This window comes from Vibrio tarriae, assembly GCF_002216685.1.
In the GTDB taxonomy this organism is placed as follows: Bacteria; Pseudomonadota; Gammaproteobacteria; order Enterobacterales; family Vibrionaceae; genus Vibrio; species Vibrio tarriae.
In genome coordinates this window covers 371,720-388,173 of record NZ_CP022352.1, presented here as the reverse complement: position 1 = coordinate 388,173, position 16,454 = coordinate 371,720, and the positions used below count along the sequence as shown (strand labels likewise).

The 16,454-nt window shown below is 47.0% G+C and carries 15 protein-coding genes and 1 pseudogene; 9 read left to right on the top strand and 7 right to left on the bottom strand.

Going from position 1 to position 16,454, the window contains the following annotated elements; genetic code table 11:
• Positions 1 to 105 precede the first annotated feature (105 nt).
• Together CEQ48_RS02315 and CEQ48_RS02310 are read left to right on the top strand one after the other, a co-directional pair.
• Positions 106 to 942, top strand: coding sequence for a MalM family protein (locus CEQ48_RS02315; protein ID WP_089070068.1), 837 nt, complete (start codon positions 106 to 108; stop codon positions 940 to 942).
• Between the two features lie 152 nt (positions 943 to 1,094).
• The gene (locus CEQ48_RS02310; protein ID WP_089070067.1) at positions 1,095 to 2,252 is read left to right on the top strand and encodes a tetratricopeptide repeat protein; all 1,158 of its coding nucleotides are present in this window, start codon (positions 1,095 to 1,097) and stop codon (positions 2,250 to 2,252) included.
• Positions 2,253 to 2,381: 129 nt separating this feature from the next.
• Here CEQ48_RS02310 and nagB read toward each other — a convergent pair whose 3' ends face one another.
• A complete protein-coding gene (gene nagB, locus CEQ48_RS02305) occupies positions 2,382 to 3,182 on the bottom strand; it encodes a glucosamine-6-phosphate deaminase (protein ID WP_001237050.1) in 801 nt (266 codons plus the stop codon).
• Positions 3,183 to 3,544: 362 nt separating this feature from the next.
• Here nagB and CEQ48_RS02300 point away from each other — a divergent pair, with 362 nt between their 5' ends.
• A complete protein-coding gene (locus CEQ48_RS02300) occupies positions 3,545 to 3,796 on the top strand; it encodes a DUF3081 domain-containing protein (protein ID WP_089070066.1) in 252 nt (83 codons plus the stop codon).
• Between the two features lie 125 nt (positions 3,797 to 3,921).
• On the opposite strand, the gene CEQ48_RS02295 is transcribed toward CEQ48_RS02300, so the two are convergent.
• Together CEQ48_RS02295 and CEQ48_RS02290 are read right to left on the bottom strand one after the other, a co-directional pair.
• Positions 3,922 to 5,913: a flavohemoglobin expression-modulating QEGLA motif protein gene (locus tag CEQ48_RS02295; protein WP_001133570.1), complete on the bottom strand. Its 1,992-nt coding sequence runs from the start codon at positions 5,911 to 5,913 to the stop codon at positions 3,922 to 3,924.
• A gap of 78 nt (positions 5,914 to 5,991) precedes the next feature.
• Positions 5,992 to 6,352: pseudogene (locus CEQ48_RS02290) on the bottom strand (MaoP family protein).
• Positions 6,353 to 6,502: 150 nt separating this feature from the next.
• Here CEQ48_RS02290 and CEQ48_RS02285 point away from each other — a divergent pair.
• Positions 6,503 to 7,387 carry a LysR family transcriptional regulator gene (locus CEQ48_RS02285; RefSeq protein WP_000382702.1) on the top strand — a complete coding sequence of 295 codons (885 nt, stop codon included), beginning with the start codon at positions 6,503 to 6,505 and terminating at the stop codon, positions 7,385 to 7,387.
• 78 nt (positions 7,388 to 7,465) lie between these two features.
• On the opposite strand, the gene CEQ48_RS02280 is transcribed toward CEQ48_RS02285, so the two are convergent.
• Complete coding sequence (locus CEQ48_RS02280) at positions 7,466 to 7,909, bottom strand: DoxX family protein (RefSeq protein WP_029628525.1); 444 nt, start codon at positions 7,907 to 7,909, stop codon at positions 7,466 to 7,468.
• 258 nt (positions 7,910 to 8,167) lie between these two features.
• Between CEQ48_RS02280 and CEQ48_RS02275 the strand changes: the two genes are divergently transcribed.
• The 3 genes from CEQ48_RS02275 to CEQ48_RS02265 are packed head-to-tail and all read left to right on the top strand — an operon-like array spanning position 8,168 to position 10,412.
• Positions 8,168 to 9,526 carry a DNA-3-methyladenine glycosylase 2 family protein gene (locus CEQ48_RS02275; protein WP_089070065.1) on the top strand — a complete coding sequence of 453 codons (1,359 nt, stop codon included), beginning with the start codon at positions 8,168 to 8,170 and terminating at the stop codon, positions 9,524 to 9,526.
• Positions 9,527 to 10,000, top strand: a complete 474-nt coding sequence (locus tag CEQ48_RS02270) for a methylated-DNA--[protein]-cysteine S-methyltransferase (RefSeq protein ID WP_089070064.1) — start codon at positions 9,527 to 9,529, stop codon at positions 9,998 to 10,000.
• 10 nt (positions 10,001 to 10,010) lie between these two features.
• Positions 10,011 to 10,412, top strand: coding sequence for a hypothetical protein (locus CEQ48_RS02265; RefSeq protein WP_001099812.1), 402 nt, complete (start codon positions 10,011 to 10,013; stop codon positions 10,410 to 10,412).
• 65 nt (positions 10,413 to 10,477) lie between these two features.
• Here the strand turns inward: CEQ48_RS02265 and nhaD are convergent, their stop codons facing one another.
• Positions 10,478 to 11,911, bottom strand: a complete 1,434-nt coding sequence (gene nhaD, locus CEQ48_RS02260) for a sodium:proton antiporter NhaD (protein ID WP_089070063.1) — start codon at positions 11,909 to 11,911, stop codon at positions 10,478 to 10,480.
• A 393-nt stretch (positions 11,912 to 12,304) separates the two neighbouring features.
• On the opposite strand from nhaD, the gene CEQ48_RS02255 reads away from it, so the two are divergent.
• Both CEQ48_RS02255 and CEQ48_RS02250 read left to right on the top strand, forming a co-directional pair.
• The gene (locus CEQ48_RS02255; protein ID WP_000083618.1) at positions 12,305 to 13,036 is read left to right on the top strand and encodes a nucleoside recognition domain-containing protein; all 732 of its coding nucleotides are present in this window, start codon (positions 12,305 to 12,307) and stop codon (positions 13,034 to 13,036) included.
• A complete protein-coding gene (locus CEQ48_RS02250) occupies positions 13,033 to 13,500 on the top strand; it encodes a YjiG family protein (RefSeq protein WP_000073204.1) in 468 nt (155 codons plus the stop codon). Before CEQ48_RS02255 ends, CEQ48_RS02250 begins: the two co-directional genes overlap by 4 nt.
• 209 nt (positions 13,501 to 13,709) lie before the next feature.
• Here CEQ48_RS02250 and CEQ48_RS02240 read toward each other — a convergent pair whose 3' ends face one another.
• Both CEQ48_RS02240 and CEQ48_RS02235 read right to left on the bottom strand, forming a co-directional pair.
• Entirely contained in the window at positions 13,710 to 15,011 is a 1,302-nt protein-coding gene (locus CEQ48_RS02240) for a dicarboxylate/amino acid:cation symporter (RefSeq protein ID WP_113598062.1), read from the bottom strand.
• Between the two features lie 264 nt (positions 15,012 to 15,275).
• Positions 15,276 to 16,169 (bottom strand): DMT family transporter, encoded by an 894-nt coding sequence (locus CEQ48_RS02235; RefSeq protein WP_089070062.1) that lies wholly within the window; start codon positions 16,167 to 16,169, stop codon positions 15,276 to 15,278.
• Positions 16,170 to 16,454: the final 285 nt, after the last annotated feature.

Below are 16,454 nucleotides of genomic sequence, written 5' to 3'. Positions count from 1 at the left end.
ACAAGACCACCTAGTTCGGGGCTAACGCACAAATTTGTACAGTTCTAGTTTCTTGCCAGTAGGTTTGATGAGAGTCTTTAAAAAAATGATAAAAAAGGAGTTGTTATGATGTTTAGAGCCTTATTACTCGGGGGATGCATTGCATTAGCCGGTTGTCAGAGTGCAACTGTCGTTGAGCAAGTAAAATCTAATGCAGGGCAGGAGGTTCAGCAGATTGGTCAATTGCAAGCGACGAAAGTGAAGTTGCCTAGCACGACTAAGATGGCGTTGACCAAGGAAACGCAGTATTTGCGCAATCAGGTGATTGCAAGCCCTGTCGCATTGTTTGAGATCCCCGCAGATCGTGGCCAAATGACATTGACGATCACCAGTGAAATTGGTGATTCGGTGTTTTACCCGCATGTGATGATTGTCGATGCTCAAGGTCAAGTCGTGGAATCCTACGAAGAGACGACCTTTGAGTACCGTAAACCCCGTTTACATTTAGGGAATCGCTTAGTCGCGGAGTTGGATTTTTATCCGCCACAAGGTTACAAATCGCTGTTTGTTTTGGTTTATACCAAACAGCAAGATTTACAAGGCGTCACATATGTTGCTCATCCCGCGAGGATTGATGCCGAGGCTCGGGGAAACTATCTACCTGAAGTGAAAGATATTCCTGTACCGCATACCTTAACTGGAACGATTGAACTGGATGTGTCTGGGCCTTCTTTCTTGTCCTTTGTACGCAGTGAAGATCGCCAATCCGCGACATCAACGGATGCTGCGAAAACTCAAATTCAGGTTCAGCCAGATACGCAAACCTATTACTTCTCTTCCATAGAACGAGCCGTACAAGCGAATGATTTACCTAAGGCGCTGAGTCTGTTAGATGAAGCGAAAGCACTGGGAATTGAAGGCGCCCAAGAAGTGTTTGTGAAAGCGGTTAACGTTCGCAAATAATCAGACCGACCAACAAAAATGGGTGGAGGATCTCCACCCATTTTTTATCGCACATAGTTTCTACGTTGGATGTACAGTACAATTCAATCATCGTTTAGTTTTGCCTGCCTTCAATCGTTGATGGCAAATGCAGTGACCCAGTTAGAGAAACTATGAATATTATCGGAATTGCGATTGGCGCTACCGGGCTAACACTTATCCTGATCTTCGTCTGGATGATTGTGTTATCCGTAAGACGTAAGCGGTTAGAAGCAGAACGCAGAGCCAGAGAAGAAGCGTATCGCAAAGCCTTAGAGCGCAACCGAGAGCAAGAACGTAAAGAAAGATTGTTTAAAGCTGAATCAGGACACATTCCAACCATTTTGTTTTTAGCCAAAGAAGCGGAACGCAACAGCTTAAAAGAAGCCTTGTTTTGGTATGAAAAAGCCGCCCATCTCGACAATATCCCAGCCATGTACGGCATTGTGCGTGTTTGCCAACGTATCCGTGAAGATGTGATTGCGAAAGAGAAGGCAAAGTTTTGGCAAACGTGTGTGCGCGGTTTAGAAGGCGATCTGGCCGCCAAATTTGAAACTGGCGTAGCATGGCTTTACGGGCGAGGAATCGAAGTTAACGTTTCGAAAGGTATCGGGTTAATTCAAGAGGCGGCAGAGGCCAATTTCATTGATGCAATATTGTTTATGGGAGGGTGGTGTGTTTCGAAAGATAACATTGCTCCAACGCCTGCCGATTCTACCTTCTGGTACAGCAAAGCTGCCCATATGGGAAGTGCCGAAGGCATGATGAAGTTGGGACAAAATCTGTTGCACGGCATTGGTGGGGCCAGTGATTTCCCGATGGCGTGTTACTGGTTAGAGCGTGCCTCAGAAAAAGGGCACCCTGAAGCCATGTATCATGCCGGTGAAGCGTGGATTGACCGTGGTGCTCACGGTAAAGCAATTGCGTATATTTGGTTGTTCCTTTCGGCTTCTATGGGGTATGAGCCTGCGAAAAATCTGCGTGATTTGGTGGGTGGTAAGCTCGGAGTGGAATCGATTGTCGGTTTACAAGCCTTGGCCAAACCGCTGCAACGTAAATTAGCCACCAGTTCGGTGACTAAACATTCGATGATTCGTGCGCTGAATAAACTGTATAAACGCCAAATCCCCATCCCGACGAAGCATGTCGTGGATCCGGTGGCAGAACAAGAAGCCGAGTCTTTAATTGATTTAATTGAACCTAATGCTCTCAATGACGTGTCTCATGCTACCAGTGAGCGATTGGATTTCTCACAAGGCCCAATCGATAGCCTCCCGTTTGACAAAAGATAATGAGGAAAAGACTCTACTTCTATCGAGGCTCTTCTTACTTGAGTCGCAACTCGCAGTCGGTTGAGCAGAGATAGCAATAAAAACGCCCCGAATATCGGGGCGTTTTTATTAGCTTGATTGAGATTTATCTTAGAAGCCTACGATGTTTTTGGCTTCTAACTCAGTGAAATATTTAACGGTTTTCACTTTCAGCTCTTGGGTTGACGGTTCATCACACACGATCACGGCTTTAGGGTGCAGTTGCAGTGCAGACACCGTCCATAGGTGGTTTACGCTACCTTCAACTGCCGCTTGCAGCGCCAGCGCCTTGTTGTGGCCAGTCACCAGAATCATGATCTCTTGTGCATCCAACAAAGTGCCCACACCGATAGTCAGTGCATACTTAGGTACTTGGTTGATATCACCATCAAAGAAACGTGAGTTAGCGATACGAGTATCTTCGGTCAGGGTTTTGATGCGAGTGCGTGAAGAAAGAGAAGACGCTGGTTCATTGAAGGCGATATGGCCATCATTACCTACACCACCCATGAATAGGTTGATCTTGCCGTATGACTTGATCTTGTCTTCGTAGCGTTTGCATTCTGCTTCGTGATCATCAGTATTGCCGTTCAGCAGATTGATGTTTTCTTCTTGAATATCAATGTGATTGAAGAAGTTGTTGTACATAAATGAGCGATAAGACTCAGGGTGGTCTGCGGCGAGGCCAACATACTCATCCATGTTGAAAGTGACGACGTGTTTGAAGCTCACTTCACCCGCTTTATGCATTTCGATCAGCGCTTTATAAGTCGCTAGTGGCGTACCACCAGTAGGGAGTCCCAATACAAAAGGACGTTCAGCCGTTGGTTGAAACTCGTTGATACGCTTAACAATGTGTGCAGCTGCCCATTTACCAACTTGTGCTGCCGCTTTCAGTGGGATAAGTCTCATGTATTGCCCCTAGATTTGAATTTATGATGCCTGCTTTCCCTTCCTACTGAATGCAATGGCGCAAACAAAGTAGATTGGGTTTATGTTAATTTGCATTATAAAATAAGTAAGTTTGAACCGCCATTGTTTTAGGTCAAAAAATTATACTCTTGATAAAAGCGACCAGCCAATAGGCTTAAATTGAGTGTATGTTCGGCAATTTAGAGCCGTATACTATCAAAGTAAGTTCCAGCCAATATAACGGATTACAAAAAATTTATGGCCAAAATTAAGTGGTTTTTTGCGCTAGCGCAGATCATAAACTGGCAAGCTGGCGTCTAACTGCCAATACTGATTATGGGCACATGTCGAGGAACAAGATCATGAAAAATGAACTGGAACCGAGCAAAGTCTTATCGGCGTATGAAACGGTAATGGCAAATGGCTCACCTACCGAGTTCGGCAAGATCTATGAAGGGATTGAAGCGTATGCGGATTATGATGGCTACAACATTTTCATGCGTGGTAATGGAGTTGAGCTGAAAATTGGCTTCCACAATACCTACCATTTGGCCTATGAGCAGGAGCACTTACGTGACAGTTTTCTGAAAAAACTGAGCATGTTGGCGAAATAAAACAGGATATTTTTACCTGATGTTTTAAGTCATTTGGATATAGTGCTGATTCATCTCCCTAAAAAAGCCCTGAGCAGTGGCCTGCGTCAGGGCTTTAGGAGAAAGATCCTATTGCATCGAGTGAGTTAGTGGCGTAGCGACTCAATCAAATATTTGAGGGTGGGCTCTGGCTCGCTGCCTAAATCATCGAAACGGAATTGGGGTTTAATCAGCCAACCGCGCTCGACCAGTTCATCAATTAAATCAAGATATTGATAGCTACATTTCCCGACCAATAGATTATCTAAACTGCGCTTTTGCGCTTGCTGTAAGGTATTGATAAACCCTTCGAGATAAAGGTGATCTTTGGTGAAACCTCCGCCGCGATATACCCGTGTGGTGGTCACAAAGGCGCTTTCTCGATCGACACCATACTCTTCGGTTAAGTAGCTGAAGGTTTGGTAGAAATTGTGCTCTTTAAGCATGGAATCGACCGCCAACACTCGCGTTGCCAAGGTTTTGAGTCGCTCATGCGACATATAACCCGCTTTGTATTCCGCCAAAATGGCTAACCCTTCTTGTGACTCTGTTGCGCCGGGTAAACCAATCGAAAACACGCGCAAAGGCTGCATGCGGCCGTTAAAGGTAGTGGCGAGATGAACGCCAATTTCATGCTGAATTAGGCGCTGTATCTCTGCATGTGAGTACATCACCTTGCTATTGAGATATAAGGTTGGAGGCTTTTTGCCACTCACCATAGCCCGCGCTGCCAGTGATGCGGTGGGTGTAATATGGCAATGCATACCCCATTCCTGTGCTTTTTTGAGCATGATTTCAGCGGCTTGATCCGCGTTATACAGCTCGCCTTTCTCTTCCGGTAACGTCTTGGCGTAGAGTAGAAATTTCGCGTTTTCTATCGCGGTACGATTCGGTCGGCCATAAAAACGCAGCGAGTTATACAGGAAGGATTCCTGACCTATGCTGGTGAGCAAGTCGATTTTTTCGCTCAGTTTATCGACCATCGAGCCGTACAACTGTTTCAAATCAGGATCGGAAATGGTCTCGATTGGCAATTGATACAGTTGCTGTTTAAATTCATTGGCATTGATGGGTAACTGTTTGTAGCGAAACTCGGGTTTGTAGCGACTCGGTGCCGCTTCAAAACGCTTTTGCTCAATATTGATATTGGTTGGGTTGACGTATTTAAGTGTCTCAACTTTGCGCGTCAGTTTGGACAGCGCATCATCAATACTCAAAATCGCTGGTTCAATCGATGAGCCAAGCATTTTCGCTTTGCTTATTCGGCGACGATTATGACGACGCTGAAAATAGGCACTGGTTTGGCTCAATGCACCTTTAAGGCCGCTACACAGCGCGTTTAACACCAAGGGATAGACAGTGCCAGTATCCTCCTCCATGAAGACTTTTTTTACTTCGGTGGGGAGTACTAACGTTCGGTCAAAATGAGCGTTGGTATGGGCAATTAAATAGCCACGGCCTTCAAATACCGCGTTGATTTCGGTGCTATTTTCGATGTGCGGTAGCTGAATTTTACTCAGTTCAGCACAGAAACGCTTCACCACGGAGCCCCAACGTTGCATGTCGATTTGTGCGGTACCTACGTTAAACACTGGAGTGGGTTTATCACCCAGCTGTTTATAGTTGTAAGCGTACATATCAAACACAATCACCATGCCATGCATCGCTTCAAGTTTGCGGATTAACGCCTCATAGAGTTGATAAAACTCGCTGTGCTTACGATGGCTCTCTGTACGCTGTTTATCGCTCAAAGGGCGATTCCAGGCAGATTTATAGCGGGTACTGAGGGTTTTCGCGCGGTTCAGATCGTACTCGAAGCGAGAATCGAGGCCACACAAAGTGATGGGCTGGGAGGCAATAAATTGATCGGTATAAGGTGCTTCTTCAAGATTACGTTCCGTTTTGCTCAGTTGGCACTGTTTGAGCAAATCTTCGCGTAAACGGCTTCCTGCATGGATAGCAGTACAAACCACGGGCAGATAGTCTTCTATCTTGATAAAACAGCCAGCAGATTCGAGCTCTCCGGCGAAAGGCTGCTCTCGCTGGATCAGCGATAACATCTCTTCAAGAGAATAAACGTTAGAAACTGGGTTGGGCATCTTTCCTCCCAAAGGACGCCAATAGTCGTCCATCCATGTCAGAGGGCTACAAATGATTTATGTAGCCCGAAGGAAAGATTAATCTTCCTCAGTCAAGCTTGGTTCGTCGTCGGTGTAATCTTCAACGCCATCAGGCTTGTTGCGGCCATTCAAGGTATGGAAACGCTTGCGGCCACGAGCCAGACGGGTGTATTTCAACCAAGCTTTGTCTAATTTGTTTTCTGCTAACTCTGGGTTTGCGAGCACTTTTAGAAAATGTTCTTCATCGGCATTTTCGGGCTGTAGCTCACCACTCTCCAAACCGAGCATAGTGTCGCCATACCGAGTTAGGATATCCTCTTCTGCTAGAGTAAAGTCTCCAGATTTAGCAAAGCCTCTTGGGAACTTCTTAGTATCGAAAAAACGTTTTTTTTCCTTGACGAAATGCTGTCTCAGACATGTCAACCTCGTGTGAATATGTTCAACCACCTTGTAGCCGTGGGTCACGGCGAAAGTTAGGCGTAATCTTCGGAAAAGAAAAACAAAAATTTTTTATCGTCATAATACTTCTTACTTGTTAATCTTCACGGGTAACATCAGAGGAAACTATATGGACGTAAAAGTCTTTCGCACCTTTCTTGAACTGGCCAAAGTTCGCCATTTTGGTCGTGCTGCTGAAAATCTGTATTTGACGCAAGCGGCGGTGAGTGCGCGCATCAAGCAACTTGAAAATCATTTCGATGCTCAGTTGTTTACCCGTGACCGTAACAACATCAAATTGACCTCAGCAGGCGAGCGTTTGGTGGGGTATGCCGAGGTCATGGTTGCAACGCTGCAGCAGGCGAAATTTGAATTATCACTTGAAAGCGGTAAGGCTTTGCAGCTCACATTAGGCGGTACGCCAAACATTTGGGATGCTTACTTACAGCACTGTTTAAGCCGCATCACCGATACATTTGAAGGCTATGGCTTTTTGGCGGAAGTGATGGGGCGAGAGCAACTCAATCGCGGCTTGCTAGAGCGTACTTTGGATATGGCTTTCGCTCTGGATCCGATCAAAGCCGAAGAATTGCAATGCAAAAAAGTGGCTGATTTGGTTCTCGTGTTGGTATCAACCAAGCCTGACGATGCCGATAGCGTGTTTGAAAATCGCTACGTTTATGTCGATTGGGGCGCGCGTTTTGCTTCAGAGCATGCCGACCGCCACCCTAAAGCGCCAGCGCCTTTTTTAAGAACGTCGACGGCAAGAATTGCGTTAGATTTCATTTTGGAGAAAGGGGGCAGCGCTTACTTACCGCAAACCATGGTGCAACCCTTATTGGATGCAGGTCAATTACATCGTGTGTCCGAAGTAAATGATTGGCAGCGCCCACTTTATCTGAGCTATCGCAAAAACAGCTCTTCCATTGAGGCGATAGTGCAGGTGGAGAAGTTGATGAAAACGTTAGATCCTTTCAGTGTGGTGCGTACGGTGGGCAAAGTGGAAGCCGTGTGATTGAGTACTGATTAAGTCGTAGGTACGAGAAAGGAGGGAATCGTTTAACACGATTCCCCCCTTTCTGCCTGAAGTGACTTATGCCAGACGCTTTAGTAGCAGATTATCGAGGCTCAGACGACCTGCACCTGAAATCAGCAGTGAAACAGAGCCTGCCAACAGAGCCAAGCCAAACTCGTAACCGCCGTTGCTTAAGAATAAGCCGTGGCTAAAGTGCACGCTAAAAATCGCGACCAGCATGGTGACGGAGAGTACCAGTGCGGCAGGACGTGTCAGCAGACCTAGCAAAATGGCTAATCCGCCAAAAAACTCCCCACTTCCGGCCAGAAATGCCATCGCTACGCCAGGCTCTAAGCCAATCGAAGCCATCCATTGACCTGTGCCTTCAAGGCCGTAACCGCCGAACCAACCAAACAACTTTTGTGCACCGTGCGCCATAAAAATGATGGCTAGGGGAAGGCGCAGTGCTAGGGGAGCCCATGAACTTGGTGAAGTTAGAGCAGTTTTTAATAAAGTATTCATCAATAAATCCTCTCGGTTGACTCAGGCTATACGGTGATAGACTGGGTTGAAATTTTCGAACGACTCAAATGGTCTGTATGTTTGATGAAATGAAGTTTATGGGATGAGCCTTGCGCAGAGAATCCCATTAGGCTGACGTTCTTGTTCATAATTATTGAAGAAACTTTTGCGGCTTAGTCTCTGCATTCTGTTCCGAAAATGGCTAGTCTAGACAGCGGAACTGGGTAGACTGAACAAAAAAGCGAGCAGGAGGCTTGGATGACATTGCTTAATGAATTATCCGCAGAGGTGTGCCAACGCGCTCGGATGAGCCGAGATCCACGGTTTGATGGGCGTTTTTTTGTTGCGGTTAAAACCACAGGGATTTTTTGCCGCCCGATTTGCCCAGCCAACCTACCGAAAGAAGAGAATGTTGAGTATTTTTCCTCGCAAGCGTTAGCGGTATCGGCGGGCTATCGACCTTGTTTGCGCTGCCGGCCAGAAAGCGCTCCCCATTCATGGGCGTGGAAAGGAGCCGAAACCACATTTCTACGTGCCTTGACTCTGATTGAGCAGGGAGAGCTGGACGGCAGTTTAGAGACTTTAGCCTCACGCTTAGGTATCAGTGACCGTTATCTGCGCCAGCTTTTTCAGCGCCATTTAGGGATGCCGCCTAAACAATATGCGCAGATCCAGCAGCTCATGTTTGCCAAACAATTACTGCATACGAGCCAAATTTCGATTACCGAAGTGGCTTACGCCAGTGGATTTCAGAGCACCCGCCGTTTTAATGATGCGTTCCAAAAATTATTTCGGTTGACGCCGACCCAAGTTCGGCGAGAACGAGCCGCCCTTCCTTCTCGAAATCATCTGAGCTTAGCTTTTCGCGGCCCTTTTGACTGGGCGCATATGTTGGATTTTTATCGTCTGCGAGCGATTGAAGGCATGGAACAGGTCGATGAACAGAGTTATCAACGTTATTTTATCCTTGGTGAAGGTAAAGGATGGTTTAAGGCGAGCATGGCACAGTCGCATTTGGATATTGAGTTTGAGATGGAGCGTTTGAGTGATCTTCGCCACTTAGTCGCTCGGCTGCGACGAATGTTTGATCTCGATGCAGACCTGATCAGTATTGAGGCTTATTTAGAGCAGTTAGCTCCGGGATTGGTACGGCGCACCGGGATCCGTATCCCCGGGGTATGGAATGCATGGGAAGCGGGAGTGCGTGCAGTGCTCGGTCAACAAGTTTCAGTCAAAGCCGCAATTGGACAATTGAACTTGTTAGTGTCCACGCTGGCGGCGAGCGAAGGGTCAATGCGTTATTTCCCAACCCCAGAACAAGTGCAAATGAGCGACTTAAGCTTTTTACGTATGCCGGAAAGGCGTAAGGAAACCTTAAAACGTTTGGCGGACTACGTCCGGTTGCATCCTATGGATTCACCAATGGCGTGGTTATCGCTAAGTGGGATTGGTCCTTGGACCGTCGACTACGCGCAATTGCGCGGTGAATCACGTAGCCACTGTTTTCTAACCGGAGATTTGATCGTGAAAAAAGCACTGGCGAAATTTCCTCAGTTAACTGCCGAATCGGTCGCCCCTTGGGGCAGTTATGCCACTTTTCATTGCTGGAGCCACTAAATGAGCCATTTTACTTACTACTCATCCCCCCTCGGGCCAATGACCTTACAAGCGAGCTCTCAAGGCTTATTAGGCGTATGGTTTGCTACCCAAATGACTCAACCTGAGCATTTGGGCGACTATGTGAAAGAATGTCCTATACTTAACAAAACGATACGCCAACTGGATGAGTATTTTTCAGGTCAGCGCACTCAATTCGAGCTACCGTTGGCCGCCAGCGGCACGGCATTTCAGCAGTCGGTTTGGCACGCACTATGCAAGATCCCTTATGGGGAAATATGGAGCTATCAACAACTGGCAGAAGCAATAGGCAACCCTAAGGCAGTAAGAGCCGTTGGACTAGCGAATGGTAAGAACCCGATTTCGATCATTGTGCCTTGCCATCGCGTCGTTGGAAAAAATGGCCAACTGACCGGATATGCGGGTGGTTTAGAACGTAAAGCCTTCCTGCTGGAGTTGGAGCAACGAAGATAAGGATAAGATTATGAACGTGGCCAACTTGAAACCCATCATTCTCATTTTGAGCGTATTGCTATTAAGCGGCTGTTTTCAAGAGGAGCTGGAAAACTTTGTGAACCGCGAAACCTTGGCCTTTAATGGTCTGTATGATAATCCGCACAACAAAGATGTGTTGGAGTTTAGGCAGGGCGTCGTGTACATGCATTCGGCGCAGCAAAAATGGGAGCGCCCATTTAGCGTTGATGGCAAAACATTACGGATCCAGATCCGTAATAACTCCAAAGAAAAACGTGATGATTTGGTCATGACCATTCATGGACAAGGTGAAGTCCTCACTTGCAGCGCTTGTGCCATGTTCCATCTCAGTAATAACTGGGTCAAGTTGAACGCAGAACCGCAAAATGCGTCAGCCAGCAACACTCAATGAGTCAAACGTAGAGAGGTGGTTTCTTTGGAACCATTTGACGCGGGTAGCAGCTTCAATCAGACATGTTATGTGAATGATTGATGATTGAGCAGCAAATGCAACACGATACTGACCACATAACCAAGCAGAATGACGGGAGTCCATTTCAAGTGGCTCAAGAACGTGTATTTGCCATGAGCCGCACCCATGAGCGCCACACCTGCTGCAGAGCCAATCGATAGCAAACTGCCGCCGACTCCTGCGGTGAGAGTGACCAGTAACCAGTTGCCGAGAGACATCTCGGGCTGCATCGACAGTACAGCAAACATCACAGGAATGTTATCGACCACCGAAGAAAGCAGCCCAACCAGTACGTTAGCCCAGATGGGGTTCCATTCGGTATAGAGGATTTCCGATACTAAACCTAGATAGCCGAGTAAGCTCAAGCCTCCGACACACATCACGACCCCATAGAAAAACAGCAAGGTGTCCCATTCGGCGTGAGAAATGCTGCGAAAGACATCAAAAGGCACCACAGAGCCAATACGTTTAAGTGCTGCTTCATCATTCTTTGCCATGGCAATCGCTGTTTTCTTAGCCAGTGAACTGGCCAGCGTTTTGCGTAGGAAATAGCCAAAAAACTGCAAATAGGCAAGTCCCATCATCATGCCGATCACTGGCGGGAAGTGGAAAAATGCATGGAAACCGATGGCCGAGAGGATGGTAAAGAGAAACAGAACGACGATGCGTTTTGCTCCGCGTTTCAGCTCGACCACTTCTTGGATACTGGACGGCGTTTGATGCGGGACAAAGAGCGACATGATCAAGGCAGGCACCAGATAGTTGGCTAATGATGGGATAAACAGATCCATAAACTCAAGGAAGCTAACATGCCCAGCCTGCCATACCATAAGAGTGGTGATATCGCCAAAGGGACTGAAGGCTCCCCCCGCGTTGGCCGCAATCACGATATTAATGCAAGCTAAACTGACGAATTTAGGGTTTTCGCCTCCGACTTTCAGTACCACGGCACACATCAATAATGCCGTGGTCAGGTTATCGGCAATCGGGGAAATGAAAAACGCCAGCCAACCCGTTATCCAAAATAGAGTGTGAAAATTAAAGCCTCTGTTGATCATCCACGCTTTGAGTGCATCAAACAGACGCCGCTCTTCCATCGCACTGATGTAGGTCATGGCGACCAATAAAAACAGCAGCAGCTCGGCGTATTCAAGCAAATTGTGTTCTAACGCCTGACGCGCTATCTCGGTCGAGCCTGTTTGTTGGTAAACATAGCCAATCATGGCCCAAATCAGCCCCGCAGCCAGCAATACCGGTTTCGATTTACGCAGATGTAGATACTCTTCCAGCATCACCAAGGTATAAGCAATGGCGAAAATGAGGAGTGCGGCATAGCCGATCGTCGAATGGGTGAAATCTAAAGCTTGTCCATCTGGGGTAGATGCTAAACTGAGTGGCGAAAAAAGCGTAAGAAAAAATAGTGCGATCCGGCCCGTCATAACAAAGCTCCTGTTGATATCCCCTTTTCTTGAAGAGAGACTTCAAGTGTGCAAGGTGGTGATGGGAGAAAGTCCTGAGAAAGAGTAGACCTATGCGGAATTTGAAGTTGTGACTTAGCTTAGAAATGGTTGTTTATTCATCAATTTTTAGGAAGGTGCGACTTGCTTAACATTAGAAAAGGGGTGTATGCCATAGATGGCGTGAAGTGGTTTGTTGTGGTTTTGGGCTGAAATAAATTAATTCATCATGCTTTCTCGTATTGTTTTAACAAAATAAAATTTTATTTTTCATTGTGAGATTAGTTTCATCGACTCATTGACCTCGATCATTATCTCTAGCACGCAATCCGTGCACCATGATGCTAAATCTGTTCTAACTTCATAGAGGTAATTATGAGTCAATCGACAGCGCAGGAGCGAAAAGTGACTTGGGGATGCTACATTGCGTTAGCTTTCGCCGTAGTCTTTTTTTCTGGCTTGCTGCAATCCAACCAGTGGTATGGAGTATTTGATTTCACCACGTTAAACGGTGCCTTTGGCAAGGTTGCTTACAACGTGAGTGAAACGGCCGACGGCCTACAAGTGGCGACCACCTCTTTGCGTGGTCAAGGCGGTAGCGGTGCGCGTGATGGTTTTCTTTTCGCACTGACCTTAATTCCAACCGTGATGTTTGCACTAGGCATGATCAATGTGCTGGAGCATTACGGTGCGCTTGATGCGGCACGTAAGCTATTGACCCCTCTACTTCGCCCAATCATGGGAATTCCGGGTAATACTGGCTTGGCATTAATTGCTTCACTGCAAAGTACGGATGCGGGTGCGGCGATGACTCGTCAGCTCAAAGATGAAGGGCATATGACTAAGCGTGAAGCGGATGTGTTTACCATGTTCCAATTCTCTGCAGGTGCCACCATAGTTAACTTTTTCTCATCGGGTGCGGTGCTGTTTACGCTCACGTTAGCGGATGGTTCCGCGGCGGTCACTTCTTCTATCGGTCTTGCGGTTGGTGTGATGTTTATCTTTAAAATTGTCGGTGCCAACCTGTTCCGTCTCTATCTAAATCTTACGGAAGGCAAAGAAGAATCATCTAACCCAGAGACCCAACTAGAGGAAGCGACCCGATGAGTAACGTCAATATGAAAAAACCAATGGTGACGGATATTTTTGTCGAAGGGGCGAAGAAAGGCTGGGTAATTGCCACGACTTCAACTGTACCTAATGTATTGATGGCGTTTGTGATCATCAAAGCGTTGCAAATTACCGGCGCGTTGGAGCTGATGGGGACAGTATTTTCTCCAGTGATGGCGGTCTTTGGATTGCCGGGTGAAGCGGCTGCGGTGCTGATTGGTGCATGGATGTCGATGGGCGGCGCTGTGGGTGTCGTGATCACTTTGTTTGACCAAGGGATTTTGAACGGTACGCACATCGCAATTTTGGCTCCTGCTATCTATCTGATGGGCTCACAAGTGCAATACATCGGCCGTATTCTTGGTCCCATTGGTACTGAAGGGCGCTACATCCCGGTGATGATTGGTATTTCAGTATTGAACGCGTTTGGTGCGATGTGGGTAATGAACCTGTTTTTATAATCAGCTATACCCTTCCTACTTGAAGCTGCAGCGGTGTTGGCTACGTTCGTTCACCCCAATCACATAGTGTATCTATGTTCATGGGGATGAACTCACTTGCCGCCTACCTGTAACTCCAAGTAGTTTGGGTATAATCTCCTCGCTAAAATAGAAAAGGCCTCGCACAGTGCGAGGCCTTTTCTACGTTACATTCAGTGAAGTCGCTAAGTTTACTGAGCTTGAGATAAGTGAACCGCTTCTTCTTTTTCACCCGCTTTTGGATCGGCAAAACGTGCTTCATCCAAGGCGTTTTCAGATTTCGCCACAATACAAGAGACACAGGCATCGCCAGTGATATTCACCGCAGTGCGGATCATATCCAGTAGGCGGTCGACACCCATAATAAGCGCAATCCCTTCCAGTGGCAGACCCACTTGGTTAAGTACCATGGCGAGCATAACTAAGCCAACGCCAGGCACACCCGCGGTGCCGACAGAAGCCAGTGTCGCGGTCAGAATCACCATCAGGTAATCGGTCATGGTGAGGTCGATGTTAAAGGCCTGCGCAATAAACGCGGTCGCGACACCTTGCATGATCGCAGTACCATCCATGTTCACCGTTGCACCAAGTGGTACGGTGAAAGAAGCCACTTTGTTATCGACGCCCAAACGGTTTTTCACCGTTTCCATGGTGACAGGAATGGTGGCATTGGATGACGCGGTCGAAAATGCAAACATAATCGCATCTTCCATTTTGCGGAAAAACACCATTGGGTTCAGGCCTGCAAAGGTTTTCAGCATTAACCCATAGGTGACGAAGGCATGCAGTAACAAAGTCCCCGCCAGCACCACAAAGTATTCCGCTAAATTCAAAATTGCCCCCAGTCCGAGTCCGGTGAAGAGCTTGGCCATCAAGAAAAATACGCCGTAAGGCGCCAAGTGCATTAGCATCGCAACCAGCTTCATGATCACTTCATTGAGATCATTGAACACCTGAGCAATACGCTCTCCGGGTTTGCCAGCAGCACTGATCGCCACACCAAACAGAACGGCAAAGATAATGATCTGCAAGGTATTGCCTTGCGCCATTGCACTGATTGGGTTAGTTGGGAACATATCCACAATCACTTTACCCAGAGACGGGGCTTCCGCCGAGGTAAAATTGCTGGCGGCGGTTAAATCTGCCCCTGCTCCCGGTTGAAATAAGCTGCCCATAGTGAGTGCAAGAGTGATGGCAATCGCGGTGGTGGCGAGATAAAAACCTAAGGTTTTACTGCCCATTCTGCCCAATGTGGAGAGATCTTTGAGTGAGCTCGTACCACATACCAGTGAAACAAACACCAGTGGCACGACTAACATTTTCAAGCTGGCGATAAAAATCTTGCCGCCAACATCAAACAGTCCATTAACGATATATGCGTCTACAAATCCATTTCCTGCAAACAGGGCGCGAATCGCAAATCCAGTCAAAATACCGGCTACCATACCAAGGATGACCTTAGCGGTGAGCGATAACGGTTTTTTGGTATTCATCCAGAACACTCCTTATAGTTTTTCGCTCTGACATCATTGCAAAGCGAGCCGGAGGTTAGCAGGCGTAATCAAAAACTCGAAAATAAAAAGCAAATCTCGCTGTTTGGTTGTGATCTTTATCACTTAAATGGCTGGTTTTTGTCGTATTTGGTAACAAAGTTTTAGCTTTAAATCTTGTCTTTCTTATCAAATTCAACATATAAATTTGAATATGCAACAAAAAACGCCATTCTCATCGGGTGAAAATGGCGTTGTTGAAGAGGGTTAATGCGGCTGTGGCTGGCGTGAAAATAGGGCGCTACGTAGAGAAAAACCGGTAACCAACATGGTACCTGCCAAGACTAATAAAGTACCGAACAGGGTGTTGAGCCCTATCGGTTCATCGAGGATCCAGTAGCCCCACAAGATGCCAAAAACGGGGATGAGGAAGGTGACGGAAAGCGTTGATGCAGCGCCAATCGCTTTCACCAAACGGAAATAGATCAAGTAGGCCAACCCAGTACATATGACTCCAAGCAATATCACCGCTCCCCATTCAAGGTTGGAAGGCATTTCATTTAGAGGTATAAACCACATCAATGGGGCAACCCATAAACAAGCCGCCCACATACTGCCATGGGCATTTTCAAAAGCAGTGACTTGTGGTGCTTGTTTGGTGTAGTTGGTGGCTAAGCCGTAACTGGCTGCGGCGAGCGCGGCACATATCATCGGCAGCACAGCTTGATTACCCATCGCCACCATATCCCATCCTACAATCACAGCCACACCGCTTACGCCTAACAGAAGTCCAGCAACCGCTTTACGGGAGAGGGGGGTACCATGCCAGAGAAAGCCAATCACGGCTCCCCAAATGGGAGCCGTGGAATTGAGTATGGAAAGTGTTGAAACATTCAGTGTTAACGCCGCATAAGCGAAGAGTAAAAAGGGAACGGCGGTATTGATTAAACCCAAGATTAAAAAATGCGACCAATGCTGGCGTATCGGCAGCGATCGCCTGAATAGCTGTGCCACCAAAAAGAGACTGAGCGCGGCAAATCCTACGCGAGCTTCTATCAGGTAAGCAGGACCAAAGCTGTGGGCAGCAATTCGCATAAAAAGAAATGATCCCCCCCAAATCGCAGCTAAACATAACAGTTGCAGCAAGTTCGCTAACGACATACCTCTCTCCCTCAATCTAAAGAGCACTCACTCTCGGCTACAAAGAGAAAATATGCAATCAGCAAATCAATTAGATTGTCGGAAATGGCGTATGTCGATTAGCGCACAAAGTGAGGTAATCAAGCGATTGCCTCAAAGGTGAAGCATAGAGGCGTGAAGTCAACAAGAAAATGAGAGCTCCGCCAATATTAGATTTGTTTATCAATAATGAATTTTTACTATGCGAAATAAGTCACGGTTTGTTTGGTGGTGAATTCATAAATTCTTTTTTTTGCTGCTCTAAAT

Coding starts and splice junctions, on each gene's coding strand:
- CEQ48_RS02315 (WP_089070068.1), top strand. CDS start 106: ATGATGTTTAGAGCCTTATTACTCGGGGGATGCATTGCATTAGCCGGT.
- CEQ48_RS02310 (WP_089070067.1), top strand. CDS start 1,095: ATGAATATTATCGGAATTGCGATTGGCGCTACCGGGCTAACACTTATC.
- nagB (WP_001237050.1), bottom strand. CDS start 3,182: ATGAGACTTATCCCACTGAAAGCGGCAGCACAAGTTGGTAAATGGGCA.
- CEQ48_RS02300 (WP_089070066.1), top strand. CDS start 3,545: ATGAAAAATGAACTGGAACCGAGCAAAGTCTTATCGGCGTATGAAACG.
- CEQ48_RS02295 (WP_001133570.1), bottom strand. CDS start 5,913: ATGCCCAACCCAGTTTCTAACGTTTATTCTCTTGAAGAGATGTTATCG.
- CEQ48_RS02285 (WP_000382702.1), top strand. CDS start 6,503: ATGGACGTAAAAGTCTTTCGCACCTTTCTTGAACTGGCCAAAGTTCGC.
- CEQ48_RS02280 (WP_029628525.1), bottom strand. CDS start 7,909: ATGAATACTTTATTAAAAACTGCTCTAACTTCACCAAGTTCATGGGCT.
- CEQ48_RS02275 (WP_089070065.1), top strand. CDS start 8,168: ATGACATTGCTTAATGAATTATCCGCAGAGGTGTGCCAACGCGCTCGG.
- CEQ48_RS02270 (WP_089070064.1), top strand. CDS start 9,527: ATGAGCCATTTTACTTACTACTCATCCCCCCTCGGGCCAATGACCTTA.
- CEQ48_RS02265 (WP_001099812.1), top strand. CDS start 10,011: ATGAACGTGGCCAACTTGAAACCCATCATTCTCATTTTGAGCGTATTG.
- nhaD (WP_089070063.1), bottom strand. CDS start 11,911: ATGACGGGCCGGATCGCACTATTTTTTCTTACGCTTTTTTCGCCACTC.
- CEQ48_RS02255 (WP_000083618.1), top strand. CDS start 12,305: ATGAGTCAATCGACAGCGCAGGAGCGAAAAGTGACTTGGGGATGCTAC.
- CEQ48_RS02250 (WP_000073204.1), top strand. CDS start 13,033: ATGAGTAACGTCAATATGAAAAAACCAATGGTGACGGATATTTTTGTC.
- CEQ48_RS02240 (WP_113598062.1), bottom strand. CDS start 15,011: ATGAATACCAAAAAACCGTTATCGCTCACCGCTAAGGTCATCCTTGGT.
- CEQ48_RS02235 (WP_089070062.1), bottom strand. CDS start 16,169: ATGTCGTTAGCGAACTTGCTGCAACTGTTATGTTTAGCTGCGATTTGG.